At 45.6% G+C, this 18,975-nt stretch carries 17 protein-coding genes; all 17 read right to left on the bottom strand.

The genetic code is table 11. The annotated features are described in order from the left end of the window. Positions 1–20: 20 nt before the first annotated feature. Positions 21–1,064, bottom strand: a complete 1,044-nt coding sequence (fliM, locus tag AC3CID_RS04160; protein ID WP_017087925.1) for a flagellar motor switch protein FliM — start codon at positions 1,062–1,064, stop codon at positions 21–23. A 7-nt stretch (positions 1,065–1,071) separates the two neighbouring features. Beyond that, positions 1,072–1,560, bottom strand: coding sequence for a flagellar basal body-associated protein FliL (gene fliL / locus AC3CID_RS04155; protein WP_146457859.1), 489 nt, complete (start codon positions 1,558–1,560; stop codon positions 1,072–1,074). Between the two features lie 117 nt (positions 1,561–1,677). Then, the gene (locus AC3CID_RS04150; protein ID WP_473576999.1) at positions 1,678–3,798 is read right to left on the bottom strand and encodes a flagellar hook-length control protein FliK; all 2,121 of its coding nucleotides are present in this window, start codon (positions 3,796–3,798) and stop codon (positions 1,678–1,680) included. Between the two features lie 182 nt (positions 3,799–3,980). Beyond that, a complete protein-coding gene (gene fliJ, locus AC3CID_RS04145; protein WP_017076818.1) occupies positions 3,981–4,418 on the bottom strand; it encodes a flagellar export protein FliJ in 438 nt (145 codons plus the stop codon). A 19-nt stretch (positions 4,419–4,437) separates the two neighbouring features. Then, positions 4,438–5,757 (bottom strand): flagellar protein export ATPase FliI, encoded by a 1,320-nt coding sequence (gene fliI / locus AC3CID_RS04140; protein ID WP_010439337.1) that lies wholly within the window; start codon positions 5,755–5,757, stop codon positions 4,438–4,440. After that, a complete protein-coding gene (fliH, locus tag AC3CID_RS04135) occupies positions 5,757–6,557 on the bottom strand; it encodes a flagellar assembly protein FliH (RefSeq protein WP_017087928.1) in 801 nt (266 codons plus the stop codon). The genes fliI and fliH overlap by 1 nt, the downstream gene beginning before the upstream one ends. Positions 6,558–6,682: 125 nt before the next feature. Continuing rightward, positions 6,683–7,744 (bottom strand): flagellar motor switch protein FliG, encoded by a 1,062-nt coding sequence (gene fliG / locus AC3CID_RS04130; protein WP_004736200.1) that lies wholly within the window; start codon positions 7,742–7,744, stop codon positions 6,683–6,685. Then, complete coding sequence (gene fliF / locus AC3CID_RS04125; RefSeq protein ID WP_102440870.1) at positions 7,737–9,479, bottom strand: flagellar basal-body MS-ring/collar protein FliF; 1,743 nt, start codon at positions 9,477–9,479, stop codon at positions 7,737–7,739. The genes fliG and fliF overlap by 8 nt, the downstream gene beginning before the upstream one ends. Before the next feature lie 16 nt (positions 9,480–9,495). Further along, the gene (fliE, locus tag AC3CID_RS04120) at positions 9,496–9,807 is read right to left on the bottom strand and encodes a flagellar hook-basal body complex protein FliE (protein WP_004736198.1); all 312 of its coding nucleotides are present in this window, start codon (positions 9,805–9,807) and stop codon (positions 9,496–9,498) included. A 132-nt stretch (positions 9,808–9,939) separates the two neighbouring features. Further along, a complete protein-coding gene (locus AC3CID_RS04115; RefSeq protein WP_146457865.1) occupies positions 9,940–11,349 on the bottom strand; it encodes a sigma-54-dependent transcriptional regulator in 1,410 nt (469 codons plus the stop codon). Positions 11,350–11,382: 33 nt separating this feature from the next. Then, positions 11,383–12,423: a sensor histidine kinase gene (locus AC3CID_RS04110; protein WP_146457867.1), complete on the bottom strand. Its 1,041-nt coding sequence runs from the start codon at positions 12,421–12,423 to the stop codon at positions 11,383–11,385. A 185-nt stretch (positions 12,424–12,608) separates the two neighbouring features. After that, positions 12,609–14,075 carry a sigma-54 dependent transcriptional regulator gene (locus AC3CID_RS04105; protein WP_004736195.1) on the bottom strand — a complete coding sequence of 489 codons (1,467 nt, stop codon included), beginning with the start codon at positions 14,073–14,075 and terminating at the stop codon, positions 12,609–12,611. Between the two features lie 227 nt (positions 14,076–14,302). Then, a complete protein-coding gene (fliS, locus tag AC3CID_RS04100; protein WP_017087931.1) occupies positions 14,303–14,713 on the bottom strand; it encodes a flagellar export chaperone FliS in 411 nt (136 codons plus the stop codon). A 12-nt stretch (positions 14,714–14,725) separates the two neighbouring features. After that, on the bottom strand, positions 14,726–15,031 hold the full coding sequence (fliT, locus tag AC3CID_RS04095) for a flagellar protein FliT (RefSeq protein ID WP_146457869.1): 306 nt from the start codon (positions 15,029–15,031) through the stop codon (positions 14,726–14,728). A gap of 3 nt (positions 15,032–15,034) precedes the next feature. Beyond that, positions 15,035–17,062: a flagellar filament capping protein FliD gene (gene fliD / locus AC3CID_RS04090; protein ID WP_146457871.1), complete on the bottom strand. Its 2,028-nt coding sequence runs from the start codon at positions 17,060–17,062 to the stop codon at positions 15,035–15,037. Positions 17,063–17,084: 22 nt separating this feature from the next. Beyond that, a complete protein-coding gene (flaG, locus tag AC3CID_RS04085; RefSeq protein WP_428783680.1) occupies positions 17,085–17,510 on the bottom strand; it encodes a flagellar protein FlaG in 426 nt (141 codons plus the stop codon). A gap of 81 nt (positions 17,511–17,591) precedes the next feature. Continuing rightward, complete coding sequence (locus tag AC3CID_RS04080; protein ID WP_017087934.1) at positions 17,592–18,722, bottom strand: flagellin; 1,131 nt, start codon at positions 18,720–18,722, stop codon at positions 17,592–17,594. Between the last annotated feature and the right edge of the window lie 253 nt (positions 18,723–18,975).

The following is an 18,975-nucleotide window of genomic DNA, read 5'->3' as shown; positions in this document are numbered from 1 at the left end:
CTATACTTTTATCTATTTTGCTATTCGTCATCATCGCTGTTTTCGAGCTCAGACATTAGGTCTTTGCCTAGAAAAGCGAGATCAGTTTTGACCACACTTGGTCTTCGAATTTTTTCCGAAATCTGGACCGCGAGTTTTTCACCCGCACGTCCCATTTTCACACGATACGTTGGTAGTTCTTCTACAAACATCGTCGCGTGTTCAGGCATGTTCATGGGAATGACATCCCCTGGGCGCAGCTCCATCAGATCACGCAGAGAAATATCTTGCTCTAACAAGTTCACACGAAAGTTAACTGGTACATCCATGATTTCATCACGCAATGCCGAACTCCAACGAACGTCAGTTTCCATTTTGTCTGATTGAACACCAGCGTCCAACAATTCACGAATCGGCTCAACCATGGAATAAGGCATCACGACGTGGAAGTCACCGCCACCGCCATCTACTTCAATGTGGAATGAACTAACAACAATCACTTCTGTTGGGCTCACAATGTTCGCCATACTTGGGTTCACTTCAGAATCCAAGTATTCAAACTCAACCCCCATTACTGGAGACCAAGCTTCTTTGTAATCTTCAAAAACAATTTTCAGCAGCAGTTGGATAATTCGTCTTTCAGTAGGCGTGAATTCACGGCCTTCAATCTTGGCGTGAAATCGTCCATCGCCACCAAAAAAGTTTTCTACAAGAATAAATACAAGGCGCGCTTCCATAGTGATCAGCGCTGTGCCTTTTAATGGACGGAAGCGAACCATGTTTAAACTGGTGGGTACATACAATGTGTTTTGGTACTCACCAAACTTCATCATTTGGACACCATTGATCGACACTTCAGCCGTTTTACGCAACATGTTAAACAAACTGATACGCAAATGACGCGCAAAGCGCTCGTTAATAAGTTCAAGGGTCGGCATTCGACCACGAACAATTCGATCTTGTGAAGAAAAGTCGAAATTAACCGCACTGTCGTTATCAGCTTCTACGCTATCTTCAACTTCTTCAACATCATCTACGCCATGTAATAGCGCGTCAATTTCGTCTTGGCTTAATAAATCGGTCACAAATTACCTACTGAATCACAAAATCAGTGAATAGCACTTTTTCAATAACAGGCTGGCCAACAGCTTGAGTCAGACTTGCTTTGATATCTTCCGTTGCCTTGTTACGCAGTTCAACTCGCCCAGTGGGTGAACGCAATTGATCGACTGTTGCCGAGGCGAACGTCGCCAAGAGCGTACTTTCCACAAGTGGCGAGTGGTAACGAGCCAGGTCTTCATTCTTACTGCCCCGAACCATCATCTGTGCTTTTATCTGAACTAGGCGATCTTTTTTATCACCTGTCACATTGAACAAAAAAGGCTGAGGGATATTAACATACATAACTGGCTCTGCAGCGACCACAGCAGTTGCTGGCTGAGAGGGAGATTCAGGGGCACTATCATCAGAGCCTAAGAAAAAGAGCAGCGCACCACCTACACCAAGCAGTAACACGACTACGGCAATAATGATGATAAGGAGCTTGCTCTTCCCTTTAGGTGCATCTTGTTCTTCTGCCATACTTTACTCTAAATTCCTGTTCTTTCGATTAACTGACGGTTTTTTCTATTAACTAACAGTACTTTCTCTTAACTGATGGTTCTTTCTATTAACCAAGCGTTCTTTCTTAGCCTGATATTAGGCATAATAACTAATTCCATCACGCTTTGATGCGACATTCAATTCAAGATTGCTGCCACTATCAAGGTTTTCATCACCTTGTCCATCATTTGTGCGGTTAGTGCCGGATTGTTGCTCACCATTGTTGTATCTATCCTGCCCCTGACCAGAGCTCTGTTGCTGAACTGACGAATCGGCTAGTTGTAGACCTTGTTGAGCAAGCATCTCCCTCAAACGAGGTAAGGTTTGTTCAATCACCTCTCTTGCCTGTTGATTACTAACCGTAAAGTGCACGTTCGCCACATCATTATTCATGGTCATGCGGATTTTCATCTGACCCAATTCTGGTGGGTCGAGACGAATGTCCAAGTTCTTGAGGTTCTTAGACATCATCATTTGGACTTTTTCCGCGACCTGCTCATTGGCTAGCTCTTTAGTGAGCTGTAAAGGCGCTTGTTGAGCTGCTTGAATTTCAGCTCGCGTAGGTGCTGAACCAATCGTTGCTGTACCTTGTGCGCCAGCCGCAGAAGCGATCTGCTGGGCCAAGGTCGAATCTTTAGAATCTTCTTTAGCACCCGCTTTACCCAAACCAGACAATGCAGCGGCACCAGCGCCCGCTTTAAGAAGCGCGTCAGTCGAGCTTGCTTTTGTGGCCGCTGGCGTTGCATTCACCGCTAAGCTTTGTGCCGTTAAGCTTGGGTCTAAAGCCGCTTGCTGCTGCATTGGAGCGGCATTCCCTTGTTGAGAAGCCAATTGTTGAGCCGCATGCGCATTATTGGCGTTCAGCATTGCCGCCTTATCCGTAAGAGCATTATTTGCTGATTGAGAAGCGGCCTGCGCTGATACTTGTTGTGCAGCCGTCGCTACTGCCGTTGTTGATGCCACCGCGGCTAAGGCTTTGGCTTCATTTGAATCAGTGTTGTCCCAATCAATAGCGGCGGGTTCACCGGGAGTGCTGTTCACGTTCGGAGCTTGGCTTAGTAAAGCCGTTGCTTGCTGTTGAACATTGGTTAGCTGTTGATTCAATACTTCTAAGTTAGAGGTTGCTTGAGCCAGCGCAGCTTGCTCATCGACCGTCAACTTAGCGCCACTTTGTTGCTTTTGAACCAGACCATCGACAACAGACTGTTCTGATTCGATTTGTCCATTCAATTGCTTTAACGCTTTGGTATGGGCATCAACCTGTTTTGCAAGTTCCATATCCGCTGCTGAGAGTGCTTGACTCTGATCGGCAGCAACCGCACTGGCCGCGTTCTTTTGGCGCAACTCTCGGCTCATACTCGCTTCAATTTGTTCTGGGGTGACGCCTTTATCCATCAACTGTCGAATTTCATCATCAGTCAGCTGTGAAACACCCTTACCTCCGGTAAGTGCGGCAATTTCAGAATCGACCTCAAGACTGTTTTCTTGGTTTGCTGTATTGGTTTGTTGTACCGATTTACCCACCGTGTCAGTCGCAAGAACCCCCACAGCAGTTGCACCTACAATCTTGCCTTGTGCTTCATCAACCTTCACTTGCTGAGGCAAGCCTTTGCCGTTGTCAGGCTGATTCAGTGTTTTGTTTGCCTCGTCCAACTGACCAAGCAATTTGTTGCCTTCACTCATCGCAGCACTAGCTTGAGATGCCCCTTGAGCATTCAGCTCTGCGGATTGTGAATCAGAATCATTATTGACCAGAGCTTTCTGGGACTGGTCACCTTTGGGCTGAGCCGCAGCCAAGGTATCGTCATCAGACGGTTTCGACGAGGCTTTATCGCTCGACTGTGAATTTAGTTCAGACGTACGTTCAGTGGCGGTGTTGCTAGTAGCCGTTTTTTCAACATCCGTCGTTGCTGTAGCTTGCTTGGTTTGAGCTTCGCTAGCCTCATCAGCGTTCTTAGACTCAGTTGAATCACCTTTAGTCTTTTCAGCCAATACTTCGTCTTTCGCAGAGGTCTGTTTTTCGTCTAATTTTGAGGCGCCATCAGTGTCTTTTACTGCCGCTTTACTGTCACTTTCTTCAAAGCCTAGCGCTTCTTTAAAAGACTCTAAGAACCCTTTAGAGTCTCCGGTCTCTTCTACCTTTGAAGAGGCAGAACCGGTATCCAACAACGATGACGTTTTGTTGGTAGCTGAATTTGAGGAAAGGCTAACATTCATATATACAAGCTCTATTTACTAGCTTTGCTGCCATAAATCAGACAACAAAAAGAAAGTCGGGTGCTTTTCATGCCTTTGCTGGGCATAACGCGCAATTTTATATAAAACGGAGCAAGAAACATGCCTATTAGTTCTGTTCTCACAATCTGAACGGCAACACCTGCGTCATTCAGGGCTTAGGATCACATCTTCTTTCGGCCATACATCAGTGTCGAGAACTCATCCATTTGCTTTTGTTCTCTTTGATCTTGCAGCTTTGCCTTCTCTTTCTGTTTTTTCTCCATCAACCACTCATAGGATTTACGCTTTTTACGTAGCTCCATCCAGTAGTTTTGGCAGTTGTCGACTTGGTTTTTAAAATGGTGCTCCGCCTCTCTCTGTTTAGATAATGTTTCATCTAATTGAGTTAAGAAACGGTTCAAGTGACCATACTGACTCGCTGTGAGTCCAGCTTTTCCGCGGTCAATAAGTTGCTGACAGTAATCAAGTCGGTACTTTTCAATCTGAGCGACCTGTTCATAGTAACCTTGAAGCTCTGAATTCGCTTTGTTGAGCGCGAGTACGGCTTGGTTCTCTTGATCCTTGGCTTGATCGAGCAAAAATTCTAATGCGTTATCCATGACTAACCTTATTCACTCGTTAGCCACCCAATACATGTTTCAACATGTTGACACACATGTCATAGGGAACCGTTTCTTTCATTTTTTGCTGTAAGTACTCGTCCAACCTCGGTTTCAAGGTGAAGGCACTATCAATGGCAGGATCAGTCCCCGGTTTGTAAGCACCAATCGATACCAAATCTTGGTTTTTACGACAGATAGACAGTACTTGGCGCACCGCTTTCGACATCAATACATGTTCTTCGGTGGTGATTTGCGGCATAACACGACTGACGGATTTCTCAACATCAATCGCAGGATAATGTCCGGCATCGGCCATCTCACGCGATAAAACAATGTGACCATCAAGAATCGCTCGCGACGCATCGGCAATGGGATCTTGTAAATCATCACCTTCAGTTAAAACGGTAAAGAAAGCCGTGATAGAACCTTGTTCATCGTTGCCGTTACCCGCACGTTCCACCAGCGCAGGAAGCTTAGCGAATACTGATGGCGGATAACCTTTGGTTGCTGGCGGCTCACCCACAGATAGAGCAATTTCACGCTGAGCTTGAGCAAAACGGGTTAATGAATCCATTAATAAAAGAACATCTAAACCTTGGTCGCGGAAGTACTCAGCGACAGCCAGTGCAGTTTGGCAACCTTTCAATCGCATCAGTGGCGATGAATCCGCAGGAGCAGCGACCACCACAGATCGTTTGCGTCCATCTTCGCCAAGAATCTCTTCAATAAATTCTTTAACTTCTCGTCCACGCTCACCGATTAGACCTACCACCACTACTTGCGCGGTTGTGCCTCGAGTCATCATGCCGAGCGTGACCGACTTGCCGACACCGGAACCAGCAAATAGACCAATACGCTGACCTTTACCTACCGTCAGCAAACCGTTTATGGCCTTCAAGCCGACATCGAGTGGTTCAGAAATCGGTTTTCGAGCTAACGGGTTGATTGGCTCGGCATTAAATGAAGCGCGTTGTTCGGTATAGATGGGACCTAGCCCATCAAGTGGATTACCCACACCGTCGATCACTCGGCCGAGCAATTCCATTCCGACAGGGATGCCGCTTTCAGTGGTCACGGGGGTCACACGAGCGCCAGGTAATATCCCTGTAATTTGTTCACTCGGCATCAAAAATAAGTTATCGCCAGAGAAGCCGACGACTTCGGCTTCCATCTGACCAGACATGGTTTCTACTAAACACAGGCTGCCGATGGGTGCTTTACAGCCGGTCGCTTCAAGCGTTAAGCCAACAACGCGTACTAACTTACCAGAGGCAATTGGTCGCGATTTTAGCCCTTCGACTTTGTATTGGCTAAGACGATTTGCTAATTCAAGCATTACTCATGGCCCTGATGGCGATTTGTACCACAGAAGTTTTGAATGACGTTTTTCACACGGTCTTCCATGCGGTAGTTAACGCTCGACTCACCCGCTTCTATTTGTACGTCACCACGATTGAGTGCCGGCTCTGCAACTAACGTCCAATTGCGGCAATCCAATTCAGTTTCGCCATACGCAGAACGAATAATCGCGACGTCTTCGGGATTAAGCTTCAATGTGATCGCATGACCTGAGATCGGCAACGACTCGACCGACTCTTTGACGGTATCTAATATGATTTGTGGGTTGGTTTGCACTTCAACATGAACCACTTCTTTGACCATGGTAAGTACCATGTCCACCAATTGCTTCTCTACCTGAGCGTTCATCAGCTCTAAAGGTTGAGCAAACTGGTTGGCTAGTCCCATAAAGATGGCAACTTGCTGCTGAATGTACTCTTGACCAGCAGTCACGCCTTCAAGCTTGCCGGCTTGGTTGCCTTCTTCGTGGCCTGCAGCAAACCCTTCTTCTTTACCTTTTTCGTAACCCTGTTTAAAGCCAGCCTCTTGGCCTTGATGAAGCCCTTCCTGATAAGCACCTTGCTTAATCAGTTCGATTTGCTCTTCAGTCAGAACAAGCTCTTCGTCTTCAATGGCTTCTTCAACCGTCGGCATCCAACTAGGATCGTAATTAAAGGCCGTTTCTTTGGCTTGTTTATTCACATCAGAGGTGTAGTCAGGCAACCCCCATTTCTGAGGTTGGGCAACCGTATTATCTTCTTCAGGGCGAAGGAAGCCGCGTTTTCTATCACCTGACATATCAGTACCTATCTATAAATGCGTCCAGCTGCATTGTAAATTCAAGCCGTTGAACGGAGTTAATCTTGGGTTCGAGATTGGATAAAGAAAAGCCCCAACAGTGTGGGGCTCTTGAGGTTTCTGTTTTAAAGGAACTCGTCGGCGCCACCAGACAGCATAATCTCGCCACTGTCTGCCATCTTCCTCGCAATACCCAATATCTCTTTTTGAGCCGCTTCCACGTCAGAGACTTTTACTGGCGGCATCGCCTCAATGTCGTCTCTCATCATATCGGCAGCACGTTTAGACATGTTCTTGAAGATCTTCTCACGTAGACCGTCATCAGCACCTTTAAGCGCTTTTTGTAGAACGTCTTGTGGAACATCACGCAGCAGTCGTTGAACACCTTGGTCATCAACTTCAATAAGGTTTTCAAAGACAAACATAAGATCTTGAATCTGCGTTGCCATATCTTCGTCTTGATCACGGATTTGATCCATCAAGACGCCTTCCACATTATTGTCCATGTAGTTCATGATCTCAGCCGCGGCTTTCAGGCCACCAATTTTGGCAGCTTGAGCACCCGCTTGACCCGCAAACTGCTTCTCCATGATTTCATTCAATTCAGCAAGAGCCGAAGGTTGAACTTCTTCAAGGTTAGCAATACGCATCATCAGATCCAGACGAACTCTTTCTGGGAATTGAGACAGAATCTCAGCCGACTGATCAGAATCGAGGTACGACAACACAATGGTTTGAATCTGAGGGTGCTCGTTGATGATGATACTCGCCACCTGACGAGGATCCATCCACTTCAGTGAGTCCAAACCTTTCGAGCCAGTACCAAGAAGAATTTGGTCAACAAGGTTATTCGCCTTGTCTTCACCCAAGGCAGCGACCAGCGCATTACGCATGAAGTCTTCACTGCCCATACCAATGTTGGTGTACTTCTGAATATCATCTAAGAAAGCACGGTGAACCGCTCCCACTTTTTCTTGGGATAGATCAGTCGCTCGCGCCATTGCACTACCCACACGCTGAACCTGCTTTGGCTCTAGGTGACGAATAATACCAGCAGCATCTTCTTCATTTAAACTTAGTAACAAGATCGCAGCACGTTCGTCGCCTGAGATAGAATCGATATCCACGCTAGAGACATCAAGCACTTCACCGCCTTCCGTTTGTTGTGGAACTATTTCGTTAGCCATCTACCATCCAATTCTTAACTACTTGAGCTGCTAGCTCTGGTTCATTCGCTACAAGTGCACGTACTGCTTTCAGCACGTCTTCGTCTTTATGAAGGTTTGGTAAGTCGATGCTTGAACCAAATTCAAACAACTCGCCACCTTCAATATCACCACCAATTAAGCTGGTTTCGCCGTCGGCACCAATTGGCATACCATCAGGGCCGTACATTTGGTCGTCGTCGTCAGCTGCTGGGTTAAGCAGTTTCTTCATTGCAGGGCGAACAAGTACCAATACCACGACAATAATAACCAACGCGCTCGCAAACCAGCGTACCCAATCATTGAAGTTTGGATGCTCCCAAATTGGCACATCAGCGACAACATCCGTCACTTGTGGTGCGAACTGCATGCTTAACACATTGAGTAAATCGCCACGATTTTCATCAAAACCGACAGTACCAATCAGTACCTGACGAATCGCATTAATTTCGCTGGCAGGGATTGGCGTATGAACCACTTCGCCCGTATCAGGGTTCAGTGATTGACGGTCTTTTATCGCTACCGATACCGTCTGACGGTTAACCGTGCCGCTCTGTTTACGTTCATGACTGATGGTGGTATCGAGCTCGAAGTTTCGAGTCGCTTCTTTGTGAACCGATCCCTGCCCCGTCATCGCACCGTCTTTCATCTGAGCGACATCTTGAGGAATTGAAGCATCTGCAGGGGGTTGGTTACTCAAAGCGCCAGGAATACCGGCCACAGTGTTGCCGTTGTTGTAATCTTCTAACGTGTATTCACTTCGAGTCGCTGGCGTATTCGGATCAAAACGTTTTCTCGTTTGTTCCACAGCACTAAAATCAAGCTGAATATCAACCTGAGCGGTATAGTTACCAAACCCAAGAATAGGAATTAGGATAGAGTCGATTTTTTCACGCAGCGCTTGCTCTTGATTACGCTCTAACTCATGTTCTTTACGACGCGCAGCTGACATCGGATCTTGAGAACCTGAGTTCAACAGTCGGCCATGCTGATCGGTCACCGTGATACGCGAGGTTTTCATTCCCGGAACGGCACTTGCCACCATGTCGACAACAGAGTCAACTTCTTGCTGCTTGAGGTTAGTGCCCGTTTTCAGAGTCAGGAATACGGAAGCTGAGGCTTCTTGATTGTGACGAACAAAGACACTCTGCTTTGGCAAGGCTAATAAAACCTGAGCTTTACGTACCTGTTTCATCTGCTCAATGGCTTTCGCAAGCTGTCTTTCACGACTTAATTTAAGGCGCTCTTGCTCGACACGTTGTGATACACCAAAACCCATGTCTTGCATGAGGATGTCATCACCTGCGTTTCGCTCTTGATTCAAACCCGCTCGTACCATATTAAGCTTTAATGAGTTGTACTCACTAGCCGGTACCGAGATAGTGTTACCTTCAAGAGTGTATTCGATCTTTTGTAGATCCAAGTAATCAAGTACGGGAATCAACTCTTCTGTTTCATAAGCCCCTAATGGACGCATTTCTGGCTCTTTCACCCAGAAAAACAGCATCACAATCAGCGCTACACAGATAGAAATAGATAGGACTAAGACGACCTGACGAAGTAAATCGAGATCACCGACGGCCATATCGAACTTAGAGGAACTGCGTTCACCTAGATCGGGATTTTGCCCTTCCCCATCAAGCTCCGAACCTGCAATGAGTGCATGGTCATTGCTATCGCTTACGGTTAAATCTGTTGTTTGACTATTATCTGCCACTATTTAATTACCCAACTTATACCGGCATATTCATCAGCTCTTTGTACGATTCGACCAATCTATTTCTAATTTGGATCGTCGCCTCAAAAGCCACACTAGATTTATTACGAGCAATCATCACGTCCGATAGAGACACGCTTTGGTCGCCACTATCAAAACGAGCTTGAAGATCACCTGAGGTTTTTTGTAATGAGTTCACGTTATTAATGGCCTGCGTCAGCATGTTGCCAAAATCTGCACCGACCGCTTGCCCCGTTGCAGCAGGACGCGCGCTAGCAGCTTCAACCATCATTGCCTGCATTTCGCCTTGTAAACCATCTATTCTCATCTACTACCTCAGGAGTCAAAATTATGACTATCTATTTAGCTGTATTATTGACAGAGCAATTAGCGTGCCACACATTAAATTGACTAGATATCGTAATACACTAGTCAGAAAGCTGACACTACTAACCTATCCTCAGTTTGGGATATCTATCCCAGCATCGCGCATCTTTGCCAACTTATAACGCAATGTACGAGGACTAATGCCCAACTTTTCTGCCATTTCTTTGCGTCGGCCATTGCAAGCGATCAGCGTCTCAAGAATAATCGCATACTCTTGATCTCTAAGCTCATTACCTAACCCTTCGCTGCTGGCTGCCAGTTTATTGATTGGACTCGCTTCAGCTATCGGCTTAATTTCTGGCGCTGCAACACTGTTGCCTTCAACAATTTGCTGTAGGCCACTTGCGTCTTGCCAATCGACACCTTCAAGTAAGATGTGCTCACCTGAAATATTTTCTTGCTCACTCAGAATTAGAGCGCGCTGAACGACATTATCCAGTTCACGCACATTACCCGGCCACGGATAATTGACGAGCTTACTGATGGCTTGCTCGGACAGAATAGGAACGGGCATACCAAGTTTGGTGCAATGGCGCTCAACCAAATGCTTCGCAAGCGGCTCAATATCGCCTTTACGTTCACACAGTGCTGGCCAAGTAATTGGAAATACATTCAAACGATAGTATAAATCTTCACGGAAATTCCCTTCAGAAACATACTGCTTTAGGTCGCGGTTACTGGTTGCCAAAACACGGACATCCAGTTTGATACTCTTACGGCTACCAAGACGTTCAACTTCGCGCTCTTGCAACACGCGCAGTAGTTTCGCTTGTAGGCTAAGATCCATTTCACTGATCTCATCCAACAAAATAGTACCGCCTTGAGCTTGCTCAAATTTACCAGGACAAGCTTGAATAGCACCAGTAAATGCGCCTTTATCGTAGCCAAACAGTGTTGCTTCCAACATGTTATCTGGAATCGCGGCACAGTTAATCGCAACAAACGGACCGTCTTTACGGCTCGAAGCGTTGTGAATATAGCGAGACATGACCTCTTTACCAGAACCACTTGGCCCCAAAACCATGACGTTAGCATCGGTTCTAGCCACCTTATCAGCCAACATCATTAGCTTGATGCTTTTCTCATCGGCAACGATGGCATCGCCATTATCATCCGATTTTACCGGAGCATAACGGCTCACCATATTAAGCAGTACTTCAGGCGCAAATGGCTTTGCCATATAGTCTATAGCGCCCTCTTTCATTGCGGCAACGGCGTCTTCAATGTTGGCATACGCTGTCATCAACAATACTGGTAGATTTGGCCAATGCTGCTTGATATTTCTTAGCAGTGCTAAGCCGCCCATACCTGCCATCTGCACATCAGAGACAACAATATCAACGGAGTTCGATTTCAATTTTACCAGAGCATCTTCCGCACAATCCGCTTCCAGCCATTCATAGCCAGCAAGCGCGAGAGTGTCGACAAGGGCTTCGCGTAGACCTTCATCATCTTCGACGATTAACACTTTGCTTTGAGCCATAGGATTCTCCAGTGTAAATTCAGTTAAAACGTATTAGTCTTCAGAAGAAGCGCTTCTTTCCAGCGGTAGACACATGGTAAAGCATGCGCCGTCCCCTTCTTCTGATATCAATTCCAGTCGGCCTTCATGTGCTCGACAGACCATTTGTACAACGGCTAAACCTAGACCTGTACCTTGCGAACGAGTGGTAAAGAAGGGTTCCATAATTTTACCTTGAAGCTCTTTCGGCACGCCGGGGCCACTGTCTTGCACTGATATCTTAAGCTCGCCGTTTACAGGCCTAAAAAAAACATCAATCTGCGATTCTTTACCCGCAATTTGCACTGCGTTCAAAACTAGGTTGCTCAGAGCAGAAGCTATAGCATTAGCATTGCCAAACATCTGAGTCTCTTCATCTTCTACTTCCTGGCAATAGTCAATCTGGTTCGATTTTAATGCCGCTTCAACCATAGGATGAAACTCGGTAATCAATTCAGCCACAGTAAAAGGCTTAACCACTTTGTTGTCGCCACCTTTGGCAAACAACAGCATGTCGTTCACTTGCTTCTCTAAGTCATGCAATCTATCCATAAGCTTAGATTGAAAACGTGTCTTTGTTGCCGGCGGTAAGTTTGGCGCGGCAAGGTTTGATGCATAAAGCATGGCGCTAGAAAGTGGCGTACGAACTTGATGTGCCAACGAGGCTACCATTCTGCCTAACGACGACAAGCGCTGAAGGTCACTCACGCGAGACTGTAGAAGACGAGTTTCTGTCAGGTCAGTGATCAAGATTAGCTGACCTGTAGTCGAGGCTGAAATCGCTAAACGCACTTTACGCCCGTTCTTCAATGAGATCTCATGTCCATCATCGTCTTTTGGGTCAAAGGCACTTTGAATAACCGAAAACCACTTCTCGCCCACCAGTTCCACACCTAAAATTCGGTGCGCTTCTGGGTTCGCTTCCCTTACTTCACCATGAGTATCTAACAAGATGACACCTGCTGGCATCACATCAAGTACTTGCTTATAGCGCTCAACCTGCTGTTCAACTGAATCTAGGTGTGACTGATTTTCTGATTCGTTAGATCCGTGCATGTCAAAAATTTGCCTCAAATACTAAAACAGCCTGACACGTAAAACACGCGTCAGGCTATTTGCTATATTTATCACATAGTTAAGCAAGCAACAACTCGACTATGCCCTCTCTATTCTCTCAACCAAAACGATGCTTTAACTCAACACCCGTCTTAATTTGATATCGCTGAACACGAATCTGAGCTCTATCGCTGTAGATTATACTTACGCATTTTTTCAACCAGAGTGGTTCTGCGCATTCCAAGCATGTCTGCAGCACGGGCAACAATGCCACCCTGCGCTTCCAAGGCTTGGTTGATCATGTTCACTTCCATATCCGCCAACAGCTCTTTCAAATTAACACCTTCTGGTGGTAACTCTTGAGGCGCATTCGCGTTATCGGCAAGATCATCTTGCTGGTCAAAGCTGAAATCTTCTGAGAACAAATCAGAAAGTGCATCACGTTCTTGCTCTTCTTCCGACACAAAGCGATTAAATTCAGGCTGGAATTCAGGGATATCACTGTATCTATATTTAGTGGGTAGATGGTTCACATCAACCAAGCTATTCGGATACAGGATAACCATTCGCTCAACGAGGTTCGCTAGCTCACGAACATTACCTGGCCAGTAGTGCTCCATCAAAGAATTAATAGCGCGAGCAGTGAAGCAGATAGGCATACTGCCTTCCGCTTCCATTCGAGTCATTAGCTCTTGAAGCAACAGTGGAATATCTTCTTTACGATCTTGAAGCGCTGGCATTTCAATCGGGAATACATTCAAGCGGTAATAAAGGTCTTCACGGAACGAGTCATCGTCGATCATGTCTTCAAGATTGCGGTGTGTTGCTGCAATCACACGAACGTCAGCTTTAATGGTGCTGTTGCCACCTACGCGTTCAAAACAGCGCTCTTGCAGTACACGCAACAACTTAACTTGCATTGCCATTGGCATATCGCCAATTTCATCAAGAAACAGTGTGCCACCTTCAGCCAATTCAAAGCGACCTTTTCGTGCGGTAATCGCACCAGTAAATGCGCCCTTCTCATGACCAAACAACTCACTTTCGAGTAAGTCTGGTGGAATAGCACCACAATTCACAGGCACAAAAGGCCCAGAACGGCGCTTAGAGTGATAGTGAATATTACGCGCTACGACTTCTTTACCGGTACCAGATTCACCAAGAATCAGCACGTTCGCTTCCGTAGAAGAAACTTGTTCAATTAAGTGACGTACTTCTTGAATGCCAGCACTTTGCCCTACGAGGCTGCGAAACAGCGTGTTCTTGCGTGCCGAAGACACCACTTGAACACCCTTGCGGCCTAAGAAATCTTTACAGTGCCTTAATGCATCACTTAATTGCGGGTAGTTAAGGGGAAGTTCAAGCTCGCCAACATAGTTAGTTAGCTCGTCAACCGGGTGATTGTTTTTACCAATCACCAGTAAAGGGATGTGATTGGCGTGAACAAGCTTTTCATTCAGTAATGCGTTGAAGCCTTTACCTTTAATGGTACCAATAATGCAGCCGGCCCACTGTAGTGACCAGTCAACTTTACGTGCTTGTTCAGAGCTGATTACTTCGCAGCTCTCTCCTACAAACTCTAATATTGTGCTTAAATTGTGACGATCTTGAGCGCTATCGTCGACGACAAGCAGTTTTGCCAAACCTTGCATAAGTAGGAATTATTGCCTTTATTTTGGTGCGATGCGGAAAACGGTGAGCGACGTAATCGATAAAACAGAGAAAAGTATCAATGATTATGGTCTACGTGGACAAATTTAGGAAATCAGCAACGAAAAAAGCCACTAGGCTATCTAATGGCTTCTATTTTATTTGATTAAAAAAATAAGGCAACCAACCAATTAAGGGATATGAGATTGGTTAAAACTGCAATTTTTCTTTAAATACCTACGTCAGCAGACGTCAAGTTGTGATATTCGTTCGGAATTTGGTCCCAAGCGCTCTTAATTTCGCGGATAATATCGATAACATCATCAATAGCCTGTGGGTCATTTTTGTGATTTGCCGCAGAAATTTGCGTGATCATGAACTCATAAAGTTGATCTAGGTTTTTCGCAATATCACCACCATCGTCCATAGACAGGCAACTACGTAGGCTAATAATGATATCCAGAGCCTTACCAAGTCGCTCGCCTTTCACTGGGATGTTGCCTGCTTGCATTGCCGCTTTACCTTGAATCAAGCGCTCGATAGCACCTGCCATTAGCATTTGTACAATCTTATGCGGTGAGGCAGCTGTTAGCTGACTATCCACTGATACCTTTTTATATGCCTGTAAAGAACCGCGCATAGTAAACCTCTTTTATAAAAACTTTTTGTATTGTTGAACTGATTTAGCGCCGTGACGGTATCTGTGTAGGGTCTTACCTACTCGACTCGTCTCAGATTGCATCAATTCGACTAATTTTCTGGTTCTGGTAATGGCTTCAAACCATTCAGAACTTTGCTTAACGTCGGGGTGTGAGTCGATTATTTGAAGCACGTTTTGCAATAACTGTTCTCTGTTATCGACAAGCCGCGTTATTTCTTCAGCATTAATTTCACTAAATTCAAGCTTAGAGATAATTAATTGATCGAGTTCACAAAGCTCTTGCAGCTGACTGTTCATCTATTAGCCCAACGCATTCATCATACTGCCCAGTTGGGATTGCATCTTGCTAGTCGCATCTTGCATGGCAGTAAACTTAGAATGTGTACGGTTTTCTAGGCTGTCCATACGGCGATCGAGTGCGCTTTGGTCATCAACCAAGCGGTAGTTTTGCTCGACTAAGCTCTTTTCTCTAGTACGAATCGAACCTGTGATACCTGTGATACCTTGAATCGCATCTTCCACTTTTTTGGCGAAACCGTTGTTGCCGCCAAAGAACTCACCCAACTTATCGAAGTTATTATTAAGTTGACGATCAAGCATGTCGTAGTTGATTTCTAGCGAGCCTTGCCTAGTGGTAGTGATACCAAATTCAGTCAATGACTTGAGATTATCAGGCGCGCCTTCAATACTTGATGAGAACACCCCTTTCAATCGCGAATCGGCATTACGTACAGTACTGTCGCCAGAAAGCGGCCCTTTTTGGCCAGTCGTTGGATCAACGCCCGCCAAATTCTTAGACACTTGATAAAACTGATTGTAAGAGTTAACGAAAGCTTCAATGTCTTGGCGCACACTATTACGGTCGTACTCAACACCAATTTCAGCCGGTGGCTTATCTTTTGGCGTTTTTCCTTTCACCGTAATATCGATACCTTCTACGGCATCTTCAATCACATTGTTATTACTCGAAAGCTGTGCAACGCCGTCTAGAACGACCATTGAATCTTGCCCTGCCTGAACTTCAGCCATACCGCTATAGGTATCAAAAGACTGCTGTGCCTGTTCGAGCTCAGCTTGCGCTTTATCGACTTTATCTAAAAGCTCACGCTCTTCGGGTTCTAATTTCGCACGCTCAATTTTTTTGGCTTGTTCGGCGGTCAATTCGCCTTTTTGAACTTTCTCAGCCAAATCGGCTTTTTCTTGTGAAATTTTATCTTCGATACGCGCTTGTTCAGCTTCAAGCTTTTGCTGAGCTTCTTTCGGCGTCACGTAGGAATCGGTCAGAGTACCCGAGGCAGCATTTGACCACCCCGGCACGTCAGGCGCCTTCTCTATCGCTTTTTCATCAAGCTCAAGTTCTGGTGTGTAGTAAGAATCTAAAAGAGTTCCTGAGGCTGTTTCAGTCCAACCTGGGATATTGTCTTCGGGCATCACAGACTTTGACGCAAGAGCTGCGTCTAGGGCAGCTTGACCATCGGCTGCAGCTTGTTCGCCGTAGCTAAGACTTTGAGAGTCTCCGTCAACATCTGAGGCAGAATCGGTTTGGGTTGCTGGGATAACATTGCCGTCTTCATCGAGTTTTTCACTCGCATTTGGGTCATCGTTAGCGATCGCTTCATCGATGAGTTCAACGGCTTTTCCTGCAGGGGTTAGAGCAAGAACATCTTGTGCAGCAAGGCGCGCTTTCTCAAGCGCCTTCACACGCTCTTCTAGAGTTTTGTATTCGAGTTTTTTTAGAGGATTAGCAGCATCAGACTCTACATTAATGCTGATCTGCTGATCTGAACCAGACTGGTTCGAGGCGACAATAAGTCGTGGGCCTTCGACATCATTGATAATAGATGCACGAACGCCTGGATTGCTATCTGCGCCGTTTATACTGCGAACGACATCGATAAGTTTCGATCTGTCGCCAACTTGCACATCAAAGCTGTCATCACCAAGCGAAACCTGCAGCTTACCTGGGCCAAATTTCATGTCCTCTGACAGTACATCAGAAGCCACTTTATGACTCTGGGCAAGCTGCAACACATCGATGGCATATTTGCCAGCGATCGCTTCGGTAGTCGCGGTTGCAGAGACAAGACCTTCATCGGTACTTTCAACTGTTCGCACAGCAAAAGCTTTTTCCTGACGAAAGTTTGTCATCAGGTTTTTCATCGAATCAAGGGATTCTCTGAGTCTTCCATAGGCACTAATGCTGGTATCGATTCGCGTTCGTTCATTATCAATTCGTTGCTGTTTAGGTACACGCTCCGAATCAACAATTTTGCTGACCATGGAATTGATATCCATGCCAGACGAAATCCCCATTGGGCCAAAACTCATTAAACCACCTCAATAATACGACTTAAACCTTCACCTCAAATAGTCTACTATTTGAGTTTTGGGCTGCTAGGCGCCTTAGAATCTCAAGCATTTCTTCATCAGGAATCTGGCGAATAATATCACCAGTGGTGGTCTCATAAATAGTGACCACATCTCTCCCCGACTCTTCATCGACTTTAAAGGCAACACCCTTGTTGAGAGAGGAGACAAACTCGTTTACCTTCTCTACCATCTTGACTCGCTCTTCATCGTTTAACTGCTGTCTATCTTGAGCTAATTGAATCGCAGCTTCGGTAGCTTGCTCTTTCGATTTTTCTACCTTGCCATAAGATGTTGCTTCTTTCAGTCGTGAAATGTTCGACGCACTACTACCTTCATCGCTTGCAAATTTAATGCCATTAGGTGAGCCATAAGGCTGGATGTTCGATGCGTTGGATGGAATTTCCATAACACTCTCCCTCCCTCCTTTATGAGCCAAACAGTAAAACTCTACCCAGAGTAGAGTTTACCACTACTTACCAAGGTAAGTTTAGCCCAATAAGCTTAGAGCTGCTGATGGTGACTGCTTCGCTTGAGCTAGGATAGAAGTACTCGCCTGTTGCAGGATTTGAGACTTCGTCATTGCCGTTGTTTCTTTCGCGTAATCGGTATCTTTGATACGGCTCTTAGATGCATTAACGTTTTCGTTGATGTTATCTAAGTTGCTGATTGCATGATCAAAACGGTTTTGGAAAGCACCAAGAGAAGCGCGGTTACTGTCCACTGATTTTAGTGCGCCATCAATAACAGATACGGCTTCGTTCGCACCAGCAACCGAGGTTACATCGATATCGTTAACAGTAACGTCTTTAGCGGCACCGATACCTAGCTCACCAGCAAGGCTACCACCGAACTCAACATCACCTTCAACTTTTTGACTTGAAGCGAAAAGTTGCAATTTGCCGCCTTCACCAACAGACGCTTTAACATCTTCACTTTGGCCATTGATGTACGTTGCTAGCTCTTCGATATCGTTGCCTTCTTTTGCAGAAATAGACAGCTCTTGAGCTTCACCAAACTTATCGTTGTATTTGATAGTCAGATCAGAACCTGCGCCTACACGCCAAGAAGCATCTTTGCCTTCTTCTACGCCGTAGCTTTTGCCACCCATGTCTTGAGTGTCAGTACGCATGTTATTCATAGTCAGCATTACTGCTTCACCAGAATCAGCACCGATTTGGAAAGATTGGCTACCGTAAGTACCGTTAAGAAGCTTGTTACCACCAAAAGAGGTCGTTTCAGCGATACGGTTAAGTTCTGTGTTTAGAGCAGAGACTTCTTCCTGGATCGCAACACGTTCAGATTTGCTGTTTGAACCATTTGAAGATTGAAGAGAAAGGTCACGCATACGTTGCAGAATGTTGGTTGACTCATTCATTGCACCTTCAGCTGTCTGTGCAATAGAGATACCGTCATTCGCATTTTTCACAGCCATATCTAGGCCACGGCTTTGCGACGTTAAGCGGTTAGAAATTTGTAGGCCTGCAGCATCATCTTTTGCGCTATTGATTTTATAGCCAGAAGACAAACGCTCCATTGATTTTTGAGTACCTTCAGCCGCGCTATTTAGGTAGCGCTGAGCCGTCATTGCAGACACATTAGTGCTTACATTAATCGCCATAGTTGATCTCCTTTAGGCATTTTTTAATGTACTTATGTGACTCTCACCTCACACAAATACATGTCAATTTTGTTTATGCACCAGTGTCTCTCTCACCTTACATTGGTACATATCATTTCTCTCAATCCCTTTAACGGCCCCTTAATTAGAAGCTTTAATAAAAAATGTGCTTTTTTTCATATTCTTTTCAACAACAAAGAAAAGTGTGATCGGGATTCAATTAATCGAGCGACATTCGCTAAAGTTTCCATTC

The sequence above is a fragment of the Vibrio sp. QJM3NY_21 genome (assembly GCF_057785975.1).
This window is presented reverse-complemented; position numbering and strand designations above follow the sequence as displayed.